Genomic DNA, 19,345 nt, shown 5'->3' with positions numbered 1-19,345 from the left:
AAAGAAAGACTCAGACCTATTCATTGCCATGCTGGAGAAGCTAAAGTGGCACTACCGCCGAGCCAAAAGTGTCACCTTGATACTGGATAACTACATCATCCACAAAAGTAAAAAAACGAAGGCTTGGCTCAAGAAGAACCCAAAGTTCAGGCTGCTGTTCCAGCCCGTTTATTGCCCTTGGGTCAACGTCATAGAACGATTGTGGAATGCTCTCCATGAGACAATTACTCGGAATCACAGGTGTAAACATATGTGGCAATTGCTCAGGAAGGTGAAGCACTTTATGGATAACGTATCGCCGTACCCGGGAGGTTGCCACGGCACGGCGAAAATGTAGCACTATTCGGATCAGTTATTTAGAAAATACCAAAGAATACATATGGATAATTGTCATCATTGGGATTACAACTTTGTACTATGGCACAGAAAGTTCGTAAACCAGTTTTGGCAAGAAATTGGTTTAGAAAGAACTTATGCAGTACTAACAGAGCCCAATGATAGAGAGTTGTATTCTAAACTAACTAAATCACTTGTATCAGATCTCGATGATTTAAGTGATATGAGATGGGTTGAAGACACGGGAAAGTTAAACTCATTCACACCACAAGACCAAAGCCAGATACGCCTGGAGATATCTCAAGCTATGGCTAGCTCTACTTTTGCAATCGATCTTGATCTTGAAGGGTCAAACAATGCCTTTTTCCGAGCAGAAGGTAGACCATATTATAATCTGTCCTTCAGTAGTCAGCTTGAAGAGTTTCATGACATTATCCATGGTGAAACTGGTCGTGGAATGAGACGTGTAGGCACAGCAGGGGGAGATCAATGCTTCTTTGTACATCATACTTTTGTTGACTTAGTCTTTGAAGCGTGGCTAGCTCAAAACCCAAATATGCCCCTACCCATCACCGAAGAGCACTTCAACGCCACTCCGGATCTTCAAGAAGAATACGACAACTATGAAGAGTTAGTAACACTATGGAATGAAAGACACTACAATTCTTCTGATTACAATCATGTATACCGAATAATTGAGCCTCTTCCGAGGCAATCAATATTATTTAACTCAATTAGACACACCGAAGACTTTAGACGGGTAATAATGTTTCACAATGGCGAAGAAATTGGTCGCTTTGCTATTTTGACAGGCAGGATAGAAACTTGCTTATCCTGTGCAAAAAGAGAACAACATACCGGACAGTTTTTATTAAGGAAATTGGTTAATCTGCATGAGATTGAGTGGGTGATAAATAGGCGTTGGTATCGTTCTCTCGAAGCAGCAATTGAGGCGTTTGAAGAGCTCGGCATGTCAGCACCTGTCATCGTTTCCTTCTAATCCGTAGCTAAAGAAACTCCTTCCCTTCTTTTGCGGTTCATTTTAATCACCCTACTTTCCCGTACTGCCTTTGCGCTGTTCTAAAGGCAGTGTCACACCAAATTCGAGTAGCGTCCATATATGTCCTTTTATACCCAAATAACCTGAAGATGCAGGATTCAGGTTGTTTGGGTATTTATTGAAGTGCGCCGCATTCTTTAAAGGAGTCGTGTGTCTCATCCGTAAAACTTTCTTTCTGTATTTCCCCAGATCTCTCTCAGTAACTGCCTGCTTTAACAATTAATCTGATTTCCACAGTGTCTCAGTCTTATTTTCGAATCAATATTCTCACCATTGCATTCCACTCAATCTCTTCTAGCTTATTTTTCGATACGAAATTTTATTCTCGCCCGATTTCGCGCGTCCTATTTTTTGTGGGTGTGCTGATTAGGCTTAACAACCATTAGACGCAATTTATCGAGGATATACGATGTATTTCTTTAAGAAGGCGATATGGGTGGTTCCGGCATTCTCACTCGGACTCACCGCTTGTGGGGGGGATGACACAGATACGACAGCCTCCGTACCAGATACGACAGCCTCCGTACCAGATACAACAGGCTCCGTAACGGGGGACGCGAATAGTCCCCCTCCACCGCCTCCTGGGCAACTGAATTTAACGGCCCCGACTGTGGGTGCGCTCTCAAATGGCTATTATCCTGTCACCTTTACTTGGACTAGCGCCGAGTATGCGACGAGCTATACCCTGTGTAGAAAAGATGAAGCACTCCCTAATCACTGCGAATCGTTGGGGAGTACGCCTGATTTGTCCCTTACCCTGAGTTTGGGCGCACTGAAAAGTTATTTAGCTGATTTTTTTGTGTTAGCCGAAAACAGCACGGACAAAACACCGTCTGGTTACCAATCCTTAACATCATCAGACGTGAAAACATTGATAACCTACATCAAGGCCTCGAATGCCGGGGGAGGTGACTATTTTGGCGCCTCGGTATCGGTGTCAGAGGATGGCAACACCCTCGCGGTGGGGGGTATTGCAGAAGATTCCAATGCCGATGGCTCTGACGCTAACGGGGAAAGTAATTCCGGCGCGGTGTATGTGTACCGCTTTGCCAGTGGCCGTTGGTCGAAGGAGGCCATCATCAAGGCCTCGAATGCCGGGGCAGATGACTATTTTGGCTACTCGGTATCTTTGTCAGAGGATGGCAACACCCTCGCGGTGGGGGCTTATCTGGAAGATTCCAATTCTCAGGTAATTAACAGTGGCGAGGGCGATAATAGTGCAAGTGCTGCCGGCGCTGCGTATGTATACCGCTTTGAGAATGACAAATGGACGCAGCAGGCCTACATCAAGGCCTCGAATGCCGGGGAAGGTGACAAATTTGGCCACTCGGTATCTTTGTCATCGAATGGCAACATCCTCGCGGTGGGGGCTCATCTAGAAGATTCCAATGCCAATCGCTCTGACGCTAACGGGGAAACTGATTCCGGCGCGGCATATGTGTACCGCTTTGCCAGTGGCCGTTGGTCGGAGGAGGACATCATCAAGGCCTCGAATGCCGGGGCAAATGACTATTTTGGCAACTCGGTATCGGTGTCAGGGGATGGAAACACCCTCGCGGTGGGGGCTTATCAGGAAGATTCCAATTCTCAGGTAATTAACAGTGGGGAGGGCGATAATAGTGCAGGTAATTCCGGCGCTGCGTATGTATACCGCTTTGACGGTAGCAATTGGACGGAGCAGGCCTACATCAAGGCCTTGAATGCCGGGGAAGGTGACCAATTTGGCCACTCGGTATCTGTGTCAGAGGATGGCAACACCCTCGCGGTGGGGGCTTACTATGAAGATTCCAACGCTACCAACATTGACGGTGACGGGAACGACAATAATGCATCTAATGCCGGCGCGGCGTATGTATACCGCTTTAACGCTGGCAATTGGTCGCAGCAGGCCTACATCAAGGCCTCGAATGCCGAGTCACATGACTATTTTGGCTTATCGGTATCTGTGTCAGGGGATGGAAACACCCTCGCGGTGGGGGCTTATGCGGAAGATTCCAATGCCACCGGCATTAACGGTGACGGGAACGACAATAATGCATCTAATGCCGGCGCGGCGTATGTATACCGCTTTAACGGTAGCAGTTGGTCGCAGCAGGCCTACATCAAGGCCTCGAATGCCGGGGCAACTGACTATTTTGGCAGAACGGTATCGGTGTCAGGGGATGGCAACACCCTCGCGGTGGGGGCTTATGCGGAAGATTCCAATGCCACCGGCATTAACGGTGACGGGAACAATGATGATGTAACTGATTCCGGCGCGGTGTACATCTACTAGCCCATACCAATAGTCACAATGGACGCGCCCAAACACGGTGTTGCACCAGACCGAGAGGTGAAATCCGTGAATCGGGCGCGTCCATATCTATCCCAAGGGCTCGGTTTCTTTTTGTGCGCTCAGCCAACATTGCGCTAAAACAACAAAGCGCGTGTGTCACTTTGCGTAAATAGCGCTAAGTCTGAATTGTCCAATATCTGCATATTACGCTGCGCCTCTTCTACTCGCCCGCACGGCCTTTATGCTGTTCCAAAGGCGGTACGTCGCCCATAGTGTTGCGAAGCATCGCGCCCCAAAACTGGGAGCAAACAGGGCCAGGATGACGAAAATACCGCACCACCATGACGGTGCCATGCCAAATGCGCGTAGTGATTGTTTTGTGTGTGATGACCATAGGCTGGCAGGATGGGCAGAGAAAGGAAAACGAGCCGCTACCATTGCCAATACGCCAGTGGTCAGTAACACCTATTGGTCACTTCACTCTGACTCTCCGCACCTAGCTGTTGGTTTCTCGCCAGAATGTCGATGCCTTGTTGGTGGAAGAAATAGAGTAAATCAATAAACACCCAATTTTCAGCAAGCTTATCGCCATCGCGGCGGTAGATATCAATCACCCGCATGTCGAAGTAGCTGTCACTCGCCGCCATCCCCATAAAGCCACCTGAGGGTTTCAGGCTGAGATTCGGCCAACCGAAGAAGCCGCCGAAATACCCTTCGGCGAACTTACAGACATGACCGTTGAAGATGCGGTCTGAAAAGCTGGCTCTGAAAATACCCGAGTGTTGCTTGGCATAGCGTTCGATCGTGTAACTCGCACCGATGCCGGTCGGGCCCCACCAAATCATGTCGTCGTGCCAGGTGAGCGCCAGTTCTTCTTCCAGACTCAGTTTGTTGTCCCAATTGCCCAAGTCGGAAATCATCTTGTTGATGACATTGAGCGTTTTTACACCCTCTTGCGTGGGTCGAAGGGTTGTCATGATACCGTCATGGGTCATCGGGCCTGGTTGTATAAGCTGCGCGCCACTCTGCGGTGGGAAAGGATTTACCCCCGCTTGCACCATGACACCGGGGATATCCGCAAAGAAAGCAGACTGAACGATCTTGCCATCTACCACCTGAGTAAACTCGCAGTAGCGCAAGAATGCCATACGGCCAGTTCTGGGTATGCCGAGCCAATGTTGATCGAACAAGCCCATCAGGTGGCCCATCGATACCACCCAAATACTGCCATCCTCATCCAGGCTGTTTTCACCTGCCATAAAAACATCCTGACGACGCTGAAGCGCCCGGAAGGAGGCTTTCAATGGCTGCCAAACGGTGTCGATGACATCACCGGCATTGTCGATTTCGTTAAAGGGATGGCAACCCCGAAAACGGTAATCCGGCGAGCAAAAGTCGCCGAAAACTGCTTCCAGCTGCTCATCTGTAGCAGCGTCTAATGCCTGATAAAAAGACCATACTTTCTCTTTCGCTTGTTGTAGCACTGCCGACATGACTTACCCTTTTACCGCGCCAGCGGTCAGGCCGGACACAATTTGTTTTTGGAAGAAAAGAACAAGGAAGAACAGCGGGATCATCGCCGACATCACCGCAGCTACCGCAAACATCACGTTACCTTCCACCTGCGTGGTGCCAAGGAAGCTGGCGATCTTCGGCACCATGGTTTGATTTTCCTGACTGAGCAGCATACCCGTGACGGCAAAGTCGTTATAGGCCAGCAGGAAGCTGAACAAACCTGTGGTGATCACACCCGGCCACATCACCGGGATAATCACGTGCTTGAAGGCCTGGAATCGGGTGCAACCGTCCACCATTGCGCTCTCATCCATGTCTTTTGGAATGTTGAGGAAAAATGAGTGCAGCATCCACAGCGTGAAGGGTTGGTTGATGGCCACCAGCACAATGATGGTGGTGCCAAGATGCCCCCATAAATTCCACTCGAAAAATGGCAGCATGTAACCCGAAACCAAGGTGATGTGCGGCATGGCGCGAAGCACCAAGGCAATCATCAAAATCCATAGCGAGTAACGAAAACCGGAGCGGGCGAGCGCGTAACCCCCCAAGGTACCAATAGTTAGGGAAATGATGACAACAGAGAACACCACCACAAAGGTATTGATGGCGGCGAGCCAGAAATCCTGCTCAATCCATGCGCCGTAGTAACCTTGCCCCGTGAACTCGGAACCCGTTTCCAGCAAGGTCTTTACACCGTAAATCGCGTTCATCCAATCAGATTTGGAGAAGAAATCTGCCTGCACTTTGAACGAGCCCCAAGCCGTCCAAAGGAACGGGCCAGCGGCAATGAGTAGCCAAACAATAACAAAGGCAATCGAGACCGTTTTTAGCCAGACAGGCTTCTTACGTACTTCTTCCATGCTGCCCTCCTAGGCTGACTTACGGTTGAAATCACGCCAGGTTCGGATAAACACCGGCATCAGTAGAATTGCCACACCCAAAATGGTGAGCATAGATGTGGATGCAGCAGAGCCAAAGAGCTGGGAGTCTGTGCCACGCAAGTCATTGTAGATAAGCCAACTGAGTGAAGTCGCATGCGCTTCAGCGGCAAAGCCTACGATAGGTTCGAATACACGGAAGTTGTCCATCAACTGCATCAACGCAACAAAGGTCACCAGTGGCGCCATATGCGGGATCACGACAAAACGAATCGTCTCCCAACGCGATGCGCCATCAATCATCGAGGCTTCCAGCGTGTCGGTCGGCACGGTCTGAAGACCGGCGTAGAAGACGATGAAAGAGAAAGGCACCGACGACCAAATGCCGTAAATAAAGAGTGTTATCCAGGTCAGGGTCGGCGAGGCCTTCAGCGAAAGGCTGTCATCATCAAACCAGATCTGTAGCGTTGCCCCAATCACGCCATCGGCGTCAATCATCCAGAACAGAATCAGTGAGCCAATCAATGGCGTCACGATCATGGGGAGCAAGGAAAGGAAAATCGTGGGCCCTTTCACCAACTTGGGTAACGCGTTCACGCAAAGCGCCACCACCAGTCCCAATACAATGACCAGTGGCGTAACGATGAAGGTATAGGCGAGCGTAAAAACCAGCGCTTTATAGAAAGGCAGGTTCATCATGCGATCGACAAAGTCACCCATGGAAGATGATGCGTCCCATGCCTCGCCTAACTCCTGAAATGCCAGATGGCTTCGGTTTGTGTAAGTATCGGTACCGTTAAAGCGACCGAGCGGCTCTTCTTCACGAAGCTTATCCGTCGCTTCGCGGTCAACAGCGACGGTGGTTTTACAACCAAACGGGCCACAGTTTTCCGTTTCCAATACGATTTGCTCGTGCTCGACATAAAGCGACTGGACGAACACAGAAACGATCGGCAATGCGATGAGCAAAAACATGACCAATAACGATGGCCACATAAATTTTAAGAATGTGCGATGTGGCATGAACTCCACCTTTAGTCCGTTAAGCCCCGAATCCCTCTGGGGCTAAGGTGTGATAGAAGCCTATCTATTACAGATGCTTGGGTAGTAAAGTTTTTTAGTACTTATAGAAAGCCCTGTTCACGGGCTGAGGTCATATACGCTGCTTCAATGTCCTTGAGCGCTTGTTCTGCCGATTCATTACCCAACAGAAAATCTGGCAGCTCGGCACCTAATGCGGAGTGCAGCAAACCCATGTAGGGCAGCATTGGGTAAGGGTTAGCTTGCTCCTGAACCGTTGCAATCACTCCCATTGCGGACGCATCCGGCTCATAGCCTTCAATCAGCCACACCGCTTTTTCTTGGTTGGCCTGCATCATCTCTGTCGAAATGGCATGGGTCATCACTTTGAACGTTGCCTCGGCGTCTTGCGGGGAAAGGTTACTGGCTACTGTCCATCCGTCCCACCAGAGCGTCGCACCCGGTGTACTGCCACCAGAGAATACCGGCGTATTGGTGAGTACTGTATTGGCAACAATCTCTGGGCTGGAACCTTCACCATCCAGAATCGCAGTCGCCCGCGAGCCCCATAAAAGTGCCAGAGCGACTTTGCCGTCTTCCCACAAAGCCTGGGTGCTGTTGGAATCAAAGGTCAAAAAGTCAGGGTTAGAAAGCTCCGTCAGGGCTTTGAGCGTATTGAGCGTTTTCACACCATTGGCATTGTTAAGGTTCGGAATCGCACTACCCGGTTTGAAAAAGCTCTCGCCAGTGGCGCTAAAGACATTGATAAACTCCTCACCGAGATTCCATCCGGTTTTGGTATTCAGGGCGACAGGGTATTTCATCAGTCCCATCTGTTGAATTTTCTTGCCTGCAGCAATCATGTCCTCAAAGGTTTTCGGTGGTTCGACACCCGCTTTTTCGAGGATATCTTTGCGGTAAAAGAGGTGTTGCGAATTCGCCATGAAAGCCACGGCCATCACCTTGCCATCAATCTTGATCAACTGTGACGGCTGAAGGCTTTGCCCGTATTTTTCCACCATGTCGTCGAGAGGCTGGATCAGACCTTCATTCAGTAAAGGCACAATTGAACTGGTTGATACAACGGCTGTGGAGTACTTGGCAGGATTCGCTTTCAGCGCGGCGTTTTGTAGGTCGCGGTGGTCTTTGGTTTGGTTTTTGGTCACGCTCAGCTTGTCCGTGGCACATCCCTCAGCCTGCGCTGCTACCGCGTGCAATGCGGGAAAGTCATTCGACAATATGTTGACGTTTCCTTCCCCTGCACCGCACCCGTCTGAAGCTGTCGCCTGATGGGTGATAGCGATCAAACTCGCCATGGCTATCCCTTTCACGCTGCAATTCATGTTGCTCTCCTACTTCTTCCGATAAGTAATGACTAACGATTGCGTATATACCCAAACAACCTGAAGATGCTCGCATTCAGAGGTCATCAATGCGTTCAATTCCAGGCAAATTCCACGAGGAATAGTGGTTCTATTTCCGTGGGATTTAACGAAGAAGTGGGCGCATTGATGGCCTCCCTTCGGGCGAGTTGACTGGCGCCGTGCTCTTTGTTGTTCCTTTTTGATGGAGATGACGACATCTGCAAAGGAACGACGCGATCACAACGCCAGTCACTCTCGCTGAATCCCGCACCTTCAGGTTGTTTGGTTATATCACTAACTTGCCCGACTTCAAATCAAGACAAAATAGATACGTATGCAAAAAGAAGGTTTATTGGTTAAGGCAAATTTGGCAAGAAATCTTTAATCAAACCTTGAACGGAAAATAATCAGTTTTATATTGTGTCAACTCATTGAAAATCATTTAATTATTAAATTTTATGATAATTTTCATTCATTTATAAATATATGATTTAAATGATTTTCTTATTAATAAGAAGTAAATCTAAATAAATTTTTTTGTGTGACCCCACTCAAACATCACTAATTTTCGCATTTTAAAACTCATATTTCTTTGCTTATTTTGAATACGTACCCATTTGGTTCGGTTCAACGTGGAGAGCAATCATGGCTGAAGTGCAGTTGCGTCATATCGACAAACGCTGGGGTGATTTTATCGGCGTCAAAGATTTCGATTTGACCATTCCTGACAAGGAGTTTCTGGTTTTACTTGGACCATCAGGCTGCGGAAAAACCACCACCATGCGAATGATCGCTGGATTGGAGGAAGCCACCAGTGGGGAAATTTTGATAGATGGTAAGGTAGTGAACGATCTTGAGCCGAAAGACAGAGACGTGGCCATGGTGTTCCAAAGCTATGCGCTCTACCCCAACATGAGCGTGTACGAGAACATCCGCTTTCCGCTTAAAGTTCGCAACATCGACCCGGCCACCCATGATGAGAAAGTGATGCGTGCAGCGGAAATGGTCGAGCTCACTAATTTCCTGCATCGCCGCCCGGCCGATCTTTCCGGTGGGCAGCGCCAACGCGTGGCACTGGCACGTGCCATTGTGCGCGAGCCCAATGTATTCCTGATGGACGAACCCCTCTCGAACCTGGATGCAAAACTGCGCGTTTCAACGCGGGCGCAAATCAAGAACCTTTCCCATGAGCTGCAAATCACCACGATTTACGTCACCCATGACCAGATTGAAGCTATGACTCTGGCAGATCGCGTGGTTGTAATGAGCGCAGGCAACGTGCAGCAGGTCGGCACGCCAACCGAAATTTACAACTATCCCGCCAATACCTTCGTCGCCAGCTTCATCGGTTCGCCAGCCATGAACCTGATGAAGGGCACCATTGAAGGCGGCGTATTTACCGCAGAGAACGTCACCATCACAGGGTTGGATACAAGCCTTTCCGGCAACATCACACTGGGGTTCCGTGCCGAAGATGCCGTTGTCACTGATGGTAGTGAAACGTCCAGCGGCATTAACGCCAAGGTCTTCTCCATCGAGCTGTTGGGTGATGCCACCATGATCACTGTCAAGGTCAATGATGAACTCGTCGCCATCAAAGCGGATAAAGAGTATGTCACCGACATTGGCCAACCTTTCTCCGCCACAATTTCCGCCAGTATTTGTCATCTTTTCGACGCAGAAACGGGCGAACGGCTCTCTCAACCGGAGTCAGCATAAATGAAAGGCTCAAGACCCGAACAGGCCACGCTCACCAAAGATACAGACATGACCAAGACGGATGAAACCCGTCAGGTTATCGAGTCCATGGTCGATGGCCTGAACGATCACCGCATTGCTGATATCGGCGAGTTTTTTTCTGAGAGCTTTCGTTGGTTTGGGAATCAGGGCTGTGGCACCAAACATGGTTTGGAAGCCTTCCAGCGCAACTGGCAAAGGCCCTTTCAGGCAGCCTTTTCAGACAAAGTTTGCGTGGATGAAGCACGGCTTTATATGGGCGAATGGGCAGCTGCATTTGGCCATCAAACTGCCAAGCATACCGGCACATTCATGGGCATCGCCCCAACCGGTCAACAAGTGGAAATCCGTTACATGGATTTTTGGAAAGTGCAGGACGGAAAAATCGTCGACAACTGGGTGATGGTGGACTTTCCCTATGTACTCGCCCAACTCAGCGTCGATGTTTTTAACGGCGAAGGATGGGAAGCGTTTGATCGTAATGAAAAAGTCCCACCATCACCCGCTTCTTAATTTTCACCCTTTTCGCCTTTAGAGGAAAAATACATGACAGTCAGATATTTAAAATCAGGGAAGTCGGAATCTGATAGAGAGAGCGACAACGAGAAAGTCGTCCAGATCGTTGCTGATACCCTGAAGAAAATTGAACAAGAAGGTAATGCAGCAGTGCGTGAACTGGCGATCAAATTCGACAATTACGCACCCGAATCTTTCCTTCTGTCCAAAGAAGATATCGAAAGCATTATTGCCAAAGTCTCCCCTGAAGATATGGCAGACATTCGCTTTGCCAACGAGCAAGTTACCAACTTTGCGAAAGTGCAACTCGAATCAATGAGTGATGTGGAAGTGGAGACGCTTCCGGGGGTCATTCTTGGACACAAAAACATTCCAGTACAAAGCGTGGGCTGTTACGTGCCTGGCGGAAAATTCCCTATGGTGGCTTCGGCGCACATGTCTGTCGCTACCGCCAAAGTTGCTGGCGTACCACGCGTGATTGCCTGTACACCGCCGTTTAATGGTGAACCTAACCCTGCAGTTGTGGCAGCGATGCATCTGGGCGGTGCCGACGAAATCTATGTGTTGGGTGGTATTCAGGCTGTGGGCGCGATGGCGCTGGGCACCGAAACCATCGCGCCGGTGCATCTGCTCGTCGGTCCGGGTAATGCCTTTGTGGCAGAAGCGAAGCGACAGCTGTTCGGGCGCGTGGGTATCGATCTCTTTGCTGGTCCAACAGAAACCATGGTTATCGCTGACGATACCGTGGACGCCGAAATGTGTGCGACAGACCTTCTCGGTCAGGCGGAGCACGGCTACAACTCACCTGCTGCGCTCGTTACAACCAGTGAAAAGCTGGCGACCGAAACCATGGCGGAAATCGAACGAATTCTGAACATCCTGCCCACCGCCGACACAGCCAGTGTCAGTTGGCGTGACTATGGCGAGATCATTCTCTGCGATACCTACGAGGAAATGCTCGCCGTCTCAGAAGAAAAGGCCTATGAGCACGTACAGGTGATGACCGACCGGGACGACTGGTTCCTCGACAATATGACCTGTTATGGCGGCCTGTTCCTTGGCCCTCGTACCAATGTGTCCAACGGTGACAAGGTGATTGGTACCAACCACACCCTGCCGACCCAGAAAGCCGGCCGATATACCGGCGGACTTTGGGTAGGCAAGTACCTCAAGACACACAGCTACCAGAAAATCCTGACCGATGAGGCCGCAACCCTGATTGGTGAATATGGCTCACGCCTTTGTATGCTCGAGGGCTTTGTAGGCCATGCGGAGCAGTGCAACGTGCGAGTAAGACGCTATGGCAACAAAGACGTGCCATACGGCGAAGCTGCGGCGAGAGGATAAGCGTCCGTGACGATGGAAAATCACCGCATTGCCGACGCCTTTTCCCGCTGGCGTCACTGTCAGAGAAACGCCGAACTTGGCGCGCTGGAAACAGCCGCCGAGGGGCTGTTCGACCCCAATGCTGTGATCCACATGTGTCATCCTTTCGGGGACATGACAGGCGCATCGCAATGGCTTCGTCAAAGCTATCAGCCTTTGCTTGAAGCCATAACAGATCTTGAGCGTCGGGATGCCATCGTCATTCGTGGAAAAGACCAACACGGTCAGCAATGGATTGGCTGCTGCGGCTATTACTGCGGCACCTTTCTCAGTCCGTTTTTGGATATTCCACCCACCGGGCACTTCACCCACATGCGCTATCACGAGTTCTATCAGATTGCCGATGACCGCATCGTTCAGGTGCAGGCCATCTGGGATGTGGTTGAAGTGATGATGCAGGCCAATGCCTGGCCAATGGCACCGTCGTTAGGACGGGAAGGACTGGTTCCGGGACCCGCGACCCAAGATGGCGTGAAAGCGTTATCGCCTGAAACGGATGATACGCCATCCAGCGCCAAGCTTGTTTTAGCCATGCTCAATGACCTGATCCGTCACCCCGCCCAAGGTGGCCCCGAGGTGATGAACCTAACACATTATTGGCACCCAAATCTGACTTGGTATGGCCCAGCGGGTATTGGCACTTGCCGCGGTCTTTCAGGTTTTCGTCATTGGCATCAAATCCCCTTTCTCAACGCGATGCCTGATCGGGGAAAAGTACACAGTGAAGCGGATATTCACCTGTTCGCACAAGACAACTATGTCGCGGTCACGGGCTGGCCAAACATGCGCCAGACGCTCAGTGCCGATGGTTGGCTGGGCATCGCCCCCTCCGGTCAACAGGTCTCGCTGCGCAGTCTGGACTTCTGGCGTATCGAAGATGGGAAGATCGCCGAAAACTGGGTTTTGGTTGACCTTTTAGATGTTTACGCCCAGCTCGGCGTAGACGTTTTTGGCAGACTGAACGAATTCAACAAAGCCAGACCGCACCACGCGGTCGAATTACCAAAGGAAGTATTATGACCATTGCCCTGCCCAAAACCCCTTCATTTGATCTCACTGGCATGCGTGCATTAGTCACGGGCGCATCGTCAGGGATCGGTCTCGCGTGCGCCACGGCTCTGGCGCGAGCGGGCGCACATGTCACCTTGATGGCACGTAGAAAAGACCAGCTCATTGCCCTTCAGCAAGCCATGGCCGACGAAGGGTTGCATGCAGAAGCGCTGCCCTTGGACATGACAGATCTTGCTGCATTGGAGCTTGAAATGAACGCCCGCGAACCTTTTGATGTGGTGCTCAACTCAGCAGGCTTGGCCAAGCACTCACCCGCTGTTGATACCCAGTCCGATGACTACGACCAGGTCTTCAACCTCAATGTGAAAGCGGCCTATTTCCTGTTCCAGTTTGCCGCCAAAAAGCTCATTGCCGCGGGCAAGCCGGGCAGCCTGATTTCGATTTCCAGCCAGATGGCACATGTGGGTGGTCTTGATCGCGCCGTTTATTGCGCCAGCAAACATGCCGTCGAAGGATTTACCAAAGCCATGGCAATCGAGTGGGGGAAACAAGGCATTCGCGTGAACACCGTTTGCCCCACTTTCATCAAAACCGACCTCACTGCATCGACGTTTGCGGACCCGGAAAAGCGCGCCTGGATTGAAAGCCACATCAAACTCGACCGCGTTGGCGAAGTGGAAGATTTGATGGGCGCTGTGATTTATCTCGCTTCAAATGCCTCAGCCATGGTGACAGGAACCTCGCTGAAAGTAGACGGAGGTTGGACAGCAGAATAATGGCAAACGATAAAGTCACCTCAACCGACGTCGCCAAACGTGCAGGCGTCAGCCAGTCCGCCGTCAGCCGGGTATTTACACCGGGTGGTTCTGCGTCGAAAAAAACTATCGAGAAGGTTAAAAAGGCCGCAGAAGAGCTCGGATACAGGCCAAACGTTTTAGCTCGCGCCATGGTCTCGGGCAAAAGCCGGGTCATTGGCTTGGTTGTCGCTTACCTCAATAACCAGTTCTATCCCGACGCGCTGGAAAAGCTCTCCAATCAGCTACAGGAGCAGGGCTACCATGTCCTGATCTTCATGGCGAACAACTCGGATAGTGTTATCGAGGAAGTGATTGAAGAGATTCTGGATTATCAGGTCGATGGCATCATCGCCGCATCCGTCGATTTGTCCTCGGAGCTCGCTGCGCGCTGTCGCTCAGTGGGTGTGCCTATCGTTCTTTTTAACCGCTCTCAACAAGGCGATGACTTCTCTTCTGTCACCTCTGACAATTTCAGTGGCGGCATTGCTGCTGCAGAGTTTCTTGTCGCCGGTGGCCATAAAAAAATCAGCTACATTGCCGGGCTGGATTGCACATCCACCCAACGTGACCGCGAAATTGGTTTCCGTGCTGGATTGCAGCAGGCAGGAATTGATGTTCACTCCCGAGGCGATGGCATGTTCGACATGGACAAGGCTCGTGAGGCAACCCGCGCGATGTTCAAGAACGATCCGCCCGACGCTGTATTTGTCGCCAACGACCATATGGCCTTGGCCGTCATGGACACCATCCGTTTTGAGCTCGGCTTACGCATTCCAGAAGACGTGTCCGTGGTTGGGTTTGATGATGTTCCCGCCGCTTCATGGCCTGCTTACAACCTCACCACACTGGCACAACGCGCTGACATTATGGTGAGTGAAACCGTCAGAATTTTGCTGCAACAGATCAGCCATGAGAACGATGCGCCTCAGAAGGTTGCTATTGGTTCGCCGTTGATCGTCCGCGGCTCAGCCAGACTACCGAAAGGATACTCATCATGAAGGGCTTTAACGAAAAGTTTGTCGACTTTCCGGACTACATCATTTCAATAACGCATGAAATTTGGGAAGGGCGCAATCTCGCTTCGCTTCATGATTACTATGGTGAAGACATCGTCGTCCGCTCCCCTGCCGGACTGACCATTGGCAACAAAGATGTGATTGCCCAAACGGCTGGCACACTCAATGAGTTCCCAGACAGAACCTTGTATGGCGAAGATGTTATTTGGAGCGGAACGCCAGAAGACGGCATGCTCTCATCACACCGTATTTTGTCCGAAGCAACGCACATGGGCGATGGACAATTCGGCGCAGCAACGGGCAAAAAGCTTCGTTACCGCATCATTGCTGACTGCCACGCCATCAACAATCAAATTAACGACGAATGGCTCATCCGGGATCTGGGCGCCATCGTGCGTCAGTTAGGGCACGACCCCAAAGCTTTCGCTATTCAGCAAATCGCCGATCAGGGGGGACACGAACATTGCGCCCGCCCCTTCACGCCCGCGATGGACAAGCAAGGCCCTTATCTCGGTAAGGGTAACGACAACGAATGGGGACAGCGTTACGCCGAGGTGTTAACCCGCATGATGAATGCCGAGTTTTCCTGCATTCCCGATGATTATGACCGCGCTTGTCAGGCGGAATATCCAGGTGGGCTGACAGTCAACTCATGGGGCGCAATCGACCAATTCTGGATTGGCCTTCGCGCCAGCTTCCCCAATGCCACATTCAAGATTGAACACCAGATTGGGCGCGACGACCCAATGATGCCACCCCGCGCGGCGATCCGCTTTTCCCTTCACGGAAAGCATGAGGGTTGGGGCCACTTCGGTCAGCCAAGCGGTGCAGATGTTTACTTGATGGCAGCAGCGCATGTGGAATTTGGCCCTTACGGTATCAGACGCGAATTCGTGTTGTTTGATGAAACGGCGATATGGAAACAGATCGCGCTTCACACAGGTTGAAGTCAGTTATCAGGCTCGCGCCTACAAGGAGAAAATAATGGAACAGCCTCAATGGGTGAGATTCGGCGAATTGATCCCGTGTCGTACAGCCTTTATCGATGCACATACACCGGGTTCCTCAGAAAAAGAGAACTTCACCATTATTGGCGGTGGTGTGTCGGAAAGTCCTGATCAGCACGTGCATATCAACGCCACGCCGGGCTTCAATATTGGCGCGGCAGGCCAACCTCCCCGCTGTTTCAACTCTCTGCATTCCCACAACACGGCGGAGGTGTTCTTTGTCCTGAAAGGACGCTGGCGTTTCTTTTGGGGAGAAACCGGAGAAGACGGTGAAGTCATCCTCGAAGAAGGGGACATTTTCAACATTCCTACCCGCTTATTCCGTGGCTTTGAAAACATCGGTAGCGATTACGGAATGATCATGTCGATATTGGGTGGCGATGATGCCGGCGGCGGCGTCATTTGGGCACCGCACGTCCGTGAGGCCGCTCAGGAACATGGCTTAATCCTCAGTGAAACAGGCCGACTTTACGATGCCAAGCGCGGTGAGTCGTTGCCAAGTGGGGAGAATGAAATGCCTCTTCCTCAGCAGGACTGGCTTGATGCTCTGCTCCGCCCAGATGCGACGACCGTGGTGAAGTATTACGTCGCCCGCTACTGGGACATGATGGCTATGTCTGCCCAAGGCGCTGTGAGTGTCATTGGCGAGCATGGCTTATTGATCGACAAGCCGGGTTTTGAAGTCGACTTTCTTTCCCGTCAGTCACCACTACCCCAAACACTTCACGCAGAAGAAGATGTGGTCCTAATGGTGATGCGAGGACATTGGTCTGTCAGTTGGCAAGACAAGACAGAAATCTTCAATCCTGGTGACACTATTTGGCTTCCCGGAGGCACCGACTACTCACTCAAGGTCACTGCCTCCGGTGAAGCCAGCCTTTTTCGTGTCACGCGCACTGATGACCCGGCTGGCCTGACTTGGACTGGGGAAGACGTATGAATGATCCATTAGTCCTGCTTCCCGGCATGATGTGCGATCACCGCCTGTTCGAGCATCAGGTTGCTTTCTTGGGTGAAGAACGTGAAGTGATCGTGATGAATATCGATGGTCATGACAGCATGTCAGCGCTCGCAGCGGACGTATTGGAAAATGCCCCCGAGAAGTTCGCGCTGGGTGGGCTTTCAATGGGCGGCATATTGGCAATGGAAGTGTTCCGTCAGGCACCGGAGCGTATCACCCGACTTGCTTTGATGGACACCAACCCCCGCGCTGAACTCGACGAAGTGAAAGAGGGCAGAAAAGCGCACCTTGCCCGCACCGCTAACGGAGAAATGTTGGACGTGATGCAAGAGGTCATGATCCCCAAATATGTTCACCGTGACATCCCGCGTCCTGATATTGAAAAGCTGTGCCTTGAGATGGCAGCTAACCTCGGTGATACCTGCTTTGTTAACCAGTCTCTCGCCCTTCGCGATCGCGCGGATCAGCAGGACACACTGCGCACGGTAACCGTTCCTACCCTGATATTAATGGGAGAAGACGACCAGCTCTGTCCGAGAGATCGACACGACACCATGAAGTCACTCATACCCCATGCCGATTTCATCATTATTCCTTTTGCCGGGCATTTGCCCACACTTGAAAAACCGGAGGCAACCACACGTGTCCTGCACGCTTGGTTGAACGCTTAATGGATAAAAAGCTCTATAAACTCTTACTGAGTGTCGACACACCTACAGTCTGTAATGCAATAGAAGTAGCGCAGGGAGCGCGCGGTTTTGACCAGTTTACGCGAGGTACACTGCTTGCTTCCGACCCCACCAGCAAAGCCATGGTGGGCTATGCGAAAACGGCGCAGATTGCCGCCATTGAGCCTTCCAGCTTACCGCCGGAAGACGTTAAAGCACTGCGCATGCAGTACTACAAATACATGTCCGAAGGCCCACTCCCTTCTGTCAGTGTGATTGAAGATACGGATTACCCCGGCGCTGTCGGCGCCTTTTGGGGGGAGATCAATACCAATGTCCACAAAGGCTTTGGCATCTCAGGCGTCTTGACCAACGGCGTGATGCGCGATTTAGGCGATTTACCAGAAGATTTCCCCGTGCTGGCCGGATCCATCGGCCCCAGCCACGCCTTTGTGCACGTTGAATCAATAGCACAACCCGTCAACGTCTTTGGCTTAACAGTCACTGAAGGTGACCTTGTCCACGCAGACCGACACGGCGCCGTGGTGATTCCAAAAGACGTGATTCCGAAATTGGAACAAGCCATCCAAACCTTGCTCAAAAACGAACAAATTGTGTTGCAAGCCTCGAAGGAAGAAGGCTTCGACTTTGAGCGGTTTGAGCAGGCATGGGCGGAGTTCGAACGGGTCAGAACCTAACATCTTTCAGCTGCGCATTCCGCGTAGCTTTTCCTCGCGCTTTCATGCGCGTCAATGAATGCGACACGGCTAAAAACAAGGAGTACACCATGAAGTTGTCAATGTTGATCACAGTCATAGCCGGACTTTTCACTGCCAGCGCCTCAATGGCTGATACCACCATCCGAATTGGGCATGCCACACCGGAAGTCTCCCCAATTCACCAATCGCTGCTCTATTTTGAAAAGGAAATCGAGAAGCGTTCCAACGGTGACATTGAGGTCGAAATATATCCCGGCGGACAGCTTGGCGGCGTAAGGGAAATGACGGAGCTCGTGCAATCTGGAAACATCACCATGGCAACCGGCGCGTCCGTGCATTTGTCATCCACTGTTAACGAACTCGCAGTGCTGGATCAGTTCCTGCTGTTTGCTAATGAAGAAACCGCGCGCAACGTGCTGGATGGCAAAGCCGGTGAATCCCTCGGCAAGGCCATGGAAAAGCAAGGCCTCAAGTCAATGGGCTTTATGGAACTGGGCTTTCGAAGCTTTACCAACAATCGCGCGCCACTGGACAGCTACGAAGCGTTTGAAGGCTTGAGAATGCGCTCAGCGGATAACCCGATTGCGATTAAAGCGTGGCGCTCTGTTGATGCCGTGCCGATTGCGCTGGCATGGGGTGAGATCTACTCATCGCTTCAACAAAACCTCATTTTCGGTCAGGAAAGTGCGTTGTCTTCTATGCTCGTTGAGCGTTTCTTCGAAGTGCAGGATTACGTGTCTCTCACCAACCACATCTACTGGCCTGAGCTTTGGATGGCAAACCTTGAGTGGTACCAGGATCTCAGCGATAAAGACCGTAAACTCATCGATGAAGTCGCCCGTGAAACCATTTTGCTTCAGCGCGACCTTACCCTGAAAACCAACAATGAAACGCTGGCAGCACTGAAAGAAAAAGGGTTGAAAGTGAATGAGCTTCCTCTTGCTGACCGCGAGCGCTTGGGTAAAACCATGAATGCGGCGATAGAAAGTGACATTCGCGAGAAAGTCGGCAGCGATTTCTACGACGAATTCATGTCCAACCTACAGCAATGATAAGTGCATAGGGTCTGTTGACCTCAG

General features: G+C 51.1%; 18 protein-coding genes. 14 read left to right on the top strand and 4 right to left on the bottom strand.

The features are described from left to right. The 3 genes from GMA8713_RS19430 to GMA8713_RS19420 all read left to right on the top strand — a co-directional run. Positions 1-337, top strand: a 337-nt coding sequence (locus tag GMA8713_RS19430) for an IS630 family transposase (protein WP_157515497.1), incomplete at its 5' end; no start/stop codon positions are given. Positions 338-379: 42 nt separating this feature from the next. Next, the gene (locus tag GMA8713_RS19425) at positions 380-1,336 is read left to right on the top strand and encodes a tyrosinase family protein (protein ID WP_062713369.1); all 957 of its coding nucleotides are present in this window, start codon (positions 380-382) and stop codon (positions 1,334-1,336) included. A 469-nt stretch (positions 1,337-1,805) separates the two neighbouring features. Further along, positions 1,806-3,671, top strand: coding sequence for an FG-GAP repeat protein (locus GMA8713_RS19420; RefSeq protein ID WP_084387783.1), 1,866 nt, complete (start codon positions 1,806-1,808; stop codon positions 3,669-3,671). A 455-nt stretch (positions 3,672-4,126) separates the two neighbouring features. Here the strand turns inward: GMA8713_RS19420 and GMA8713_RS19415 are convergent, their stop codons facing one another. The 4 genes from GMA8713_RS19415 to GMA8713_RS19400 all read right to left on the bottom strand — a co-directional run bounded on the left by GMA8713_RS19415 (position 4,127) and on the right by GMA8713_RS19400 (position 8,427). After that, complete coding sequence (locus tag GMA8713_RS19415; protein ID WP_062713365.1) at positions 4,127-5,164, bottom strand: nuclear transport factor 2 family protein; 1,038 nt, start codon at positions 5,162-5,164, stop codon at positions 4,127-4,129. 3 nt (positions 5,165-5,167) lie between these two features. Then, on the bottom strand, positions 5,168-6,046 hold the full coding sequence (locus GMA8713_RS19410) for a carbohydrate ABC transporter permease (RefSeq protein ID WP_062713363.1): 879 nt from the start codon (positions 6,044-6,046) through the stop codon (positions 5,168-5,170). Between the two features lie 9 nt (positions 6,047-6,055). Next, positions 6,056-7,087 carry a carbohydrate ABC transporter permease gene (locus GMA8713_RS19405; protein ID WP_062713361.1) on the bottom strand — a complete coding sequence of 344 codons (1,032 nt, stop codon included), beginning with the start codon at positions 7,085-7,087 and terminating at the stop codon, positions 6,056-6,058. Positions 7,088-7,188: 101 nt separating this feature from the next. After that, a complete protein-coding gene (locus tag GMA8713_RS19400; protein WP_084387782.1) occupies positions 7,189-8,427 on the bottom strand; it encodes an ABC transporter substrate-binding protein in 1,239 nt (412 codons plus the stop codon). Positions 8,428-9,093: 666 nt separating this feature from the next. Here GMA8713_RS19400 and GMA8713_RS19395 point away from each other — a divergent pair. From GMA8713_RS19395 to GMA8713_RS19345, 11 genes are all read left to right on the top strand, one after another. Continuing rightward, positions 9,094-10,167 carry an ABC transporter ATP-binding protein gene (locus GMA8713_RS19395; protein WP_062713360.1) on the top strand — a complete coding sequence of 358 codons (1,074 nt, stop codon included), beginning with the start codon at positions 9,094-9,096 and terminating at the stop codon, positions 10,165-10,167. Next, positions 10,168-10,698, top strand: coding sequence for an ester cyclase (locus tag GMA8713_RS19390; RefSeq protein ID WP_062713359.1), 531 nt, complete (start codon positions 10,168-10,170; stop codon positions 10,696-10,698). It begins immediately after the preceding gene. Positions 10,699-10,731: 33 nt separating this feature from the next. Continuing rightward, positions 10,732-12,048, top strand: coding sequence for a histidinol dehydrogenase (gene hisD / locus GMA8713_RS19385; RefSeq protein ID WP_062713358.1), 1,317 nt, complete (start codon positions 10,732-10,734; stop codon positions 12,046-12,048). Between the two features lie 12 nt (positions 12,049-12,060). Beyond that, the gene (locus GMA8713_RS19380) at positions 12,061-13,107 is read left to right on the top strand and encodes an ester cyclase (RefSeq protein ID WP_062713357.1); all 1,047 of its coding nucleotides are present in this window, start codon (positions 12,061-12,063) and stop codon (positions 13,105-13,107) included. After that, a complete protein-coding gene (locus GMA8713_RS19375; RefSeq protein ID WP_062713356.1) occupies positions 13,104-13,874 on the top strand; it encodes an SDR family NAD(P)-dependent oxidoreductase in 771 nt (256 codons plus the stop codon). Before GMA8713_RS19380 ends, GMA8713_RS19375 begins: the two co-directional genes overlap by 4 nt. Next, entirely contained in the window at positions 13,874-14,893 is a 1,020-nt protein-coding gene (locus GMA8713_RS19370; protein WP_062713355.1) for a LacI family DNA-binding transcriptional regulator, read from the top strand. Before GMA8713_RS19375 ends, GMA8713_RS19370 begins: the two co-directional genes overlap by 1 nt. After that, complete coding sequence (locus tag GMA8713_RS19365) at positions 14,890-15,858, top strand: nuclear transport factor 2 family protein (RefSeq protein ID WP_062713354.1); 969 nt, start codon at positions 14,890-14,892, stop codon at positions 15,856-15,858. The genes GMA8713_RS19370 and GMA8713_RS19365 overlap by 4 nt, the downstream gene beginning before the upstream one ends. A gap of 37 nt (positions 15,859-15,895) precedes the next feature. Then, positions 15,896-16,858, top strand: a complete 963-nt coding sequence (locus GMA8713_RS19360; RefSeq protein ID WP_062713352.1) for a cupin domain-containing protein — start codon at positions 15,896-15,898, stop codon at positions 16,856-16,858. Continuing rightward, positions 16,855-17,550 carry an alpha/beta fold hydrolase gene (locus GMA8713_RS19355; RefSeq protein WP_062713350.1) on the top strand — a complete coding sequence of 232 codons (696 nt, stop codon included), beginning with the start codon at positions 16,855-16,857 and terminating at the stop codon, positions 17,548-17,550. The genes GMA8713_RS19360 and GMA8713_RS19355 overlap by 4 nt, the downstream gene beginning before the upstream one ends. Beyond that, positions 17,550-18,245 carry an RraA family protein gene (locus tag GMA8713_RS19350; RefSeq protein ID WP_062713348.1) on the top strand — a complete coding sequence of 232 codons (696 nt, stop codon included), beginning with the start codon at positions 17,550-17,552 and terminating at the stop codon, positions 18,243-18,245. Before GMA8713_RS19355 ends, GMA8713_RS19350 begins: the two co-directional genes overlap by 1 nt. An 89-nt stretch (positions 18,246-18,334) precedes the next feature. Then, positions 18,335-19,318: a TRAP transporter substrate-binding protein gene (locus GMA8713_RS19345; RefSeq protein ID WP_062713339.1), complete on the top strand. Its 984-nt coding sequence runs from the start codon at positions 18,335-18,337 to the stop codon at positions 19,316-19,318. Positions 19,319-19,345: the final 27 nt, after the last annotated feature.

It is taken from the genome of Grimontia marina (assembly GCF_900060185.1).
In the GTDB taxonomy this organism is placed as follows: Bacteria; Pseudomonadota; Gammaproteobacteria; order Enterobacterales; family Vibrionaceae; genus Enterovibrio; species Enterovibrio marinus.
Note: the sequence above shows the minus strand (reverse complement) of the source record. Positions and strands in the feature narration are given on the sequence as shown.

Bases quoted from the DNA above. Each gene is read 5' to 3' on its own strand.
- GMA8713_RS19350 (WP_062713348.1), top strand. From the start codon at position 17,550: ATGGATAAAAAGCTCTATAAACTCTTACTGAGTGTCGACACACCTACA.
- GMA8713_RS19345 (WP_062713339.1), top strand. From the start codon at position 18,335: ATGAAGTTGTCAATGTTGATCACAGTCATAGCCGGACTTTTCACTGCC.
- GMA8713_RS19420 (WP_084387783.1), top strand. From the start codon at position 1,806: ATGTATTTCTTTAAGAAGGCGATATGGGTGGTTCCGGCATTCTCACTC.
- GMA8713_RS19405 (WP_062713361.1), bottom strand. From the start codon at position 7,087: ATGCCACATCGCACATTCTTAAAATTTATGTGGCCATCGTTATTGGTC.
- GMA8713_RS19365 (WP_062713354.1), top strand. From the start codon at position 14,890: ATGAAGGGCTTTAACGAAAAGTTTGTCGACTTTCCGGACTACATCATT.
- GMA8713_RS19415 (WP_062713365.1), bottom strand. From the start codon at position 5,164: ATGTCGGCAGTGCTACAACAAGCGAAAGAGAAAGTATGGTCTTTTTAT.
- GMA8713_RS19355 (WP_062713350.1), top strand. From the start codon at position 16,855: ATGAATGATCCATTAGTCCTGCTTCCCGGCATGATGTGCGATCACCGC.
- hisD (WP_062713358.1), top strand. From the start codon at position 10,732: ATGACAGTCAGATATTTAAAATCAGGGAAGTCGGAATCTGATAGAGAG.
- GMA8713_RS19410 (WP_062713363.1), bottom strand. From the start codon at position 6,046: ATGGAAGAAGTACGTAAGAAGCCTGTCTGGCTAAAAACGGTCTCGATT.
- GMA8713_RS19360 (WP_062713352.1), top strand. From the start codon at position 15,896: ATGGAACAGCCTCAATGGGTGAGATTCGGCGAATTGATCCCGTGTCGT.
- GMA8713_RS19425 (WP_062713369.1), top strand. From the start codon at position 380: ATGGATAATTGTCATCATTGGGATTACAACTTTGTACTATGGCACAGA.
- GMA8713_RS19400 (WP_084387782.1), bottom strand. From the start codon at position 8,427: ATGAATTGCAGCGTGAAAGGGATAGCCATGGCGAGTTTGATCGCTATC.
- GMA8713_RS19390 (WP_062713359.1), top strand. From the start codon at position 10,168: ATGAAAGGCTCAAGACCCGAACAGGCCACGCTCACCAAAGATACAGAC.
- GMA8713_RS19375 (WP_062713356.1), top strand. From the start codon at position 13,104: ATGACCATTGCCCTGCCCAAAACCCCTTCATTTGATCTCACTGGCATG.
- GMA8713_RS19370 (WP_062713355.1), top strand. From the start codon at position 13,874: ATGGCAAACGATAAAGTCACCTCAACCGACGTCGCCAAACGTGCAGGC.
- GMA8713_RS19395 (WP_062713360.1), top strand. From the start codon at position 9,094: ATGGCTGAAGTGCAGTTGCGTCATATCGACAAACGCTGGGGTGATTTT.
- GMA8713_RS19380 (WP_062713357.1), top strand. From the start codon at position 12,061: ATGGAAAATCACCGCATTGCCGACGCCTTTTCCCGCTGGCGTCACTGT.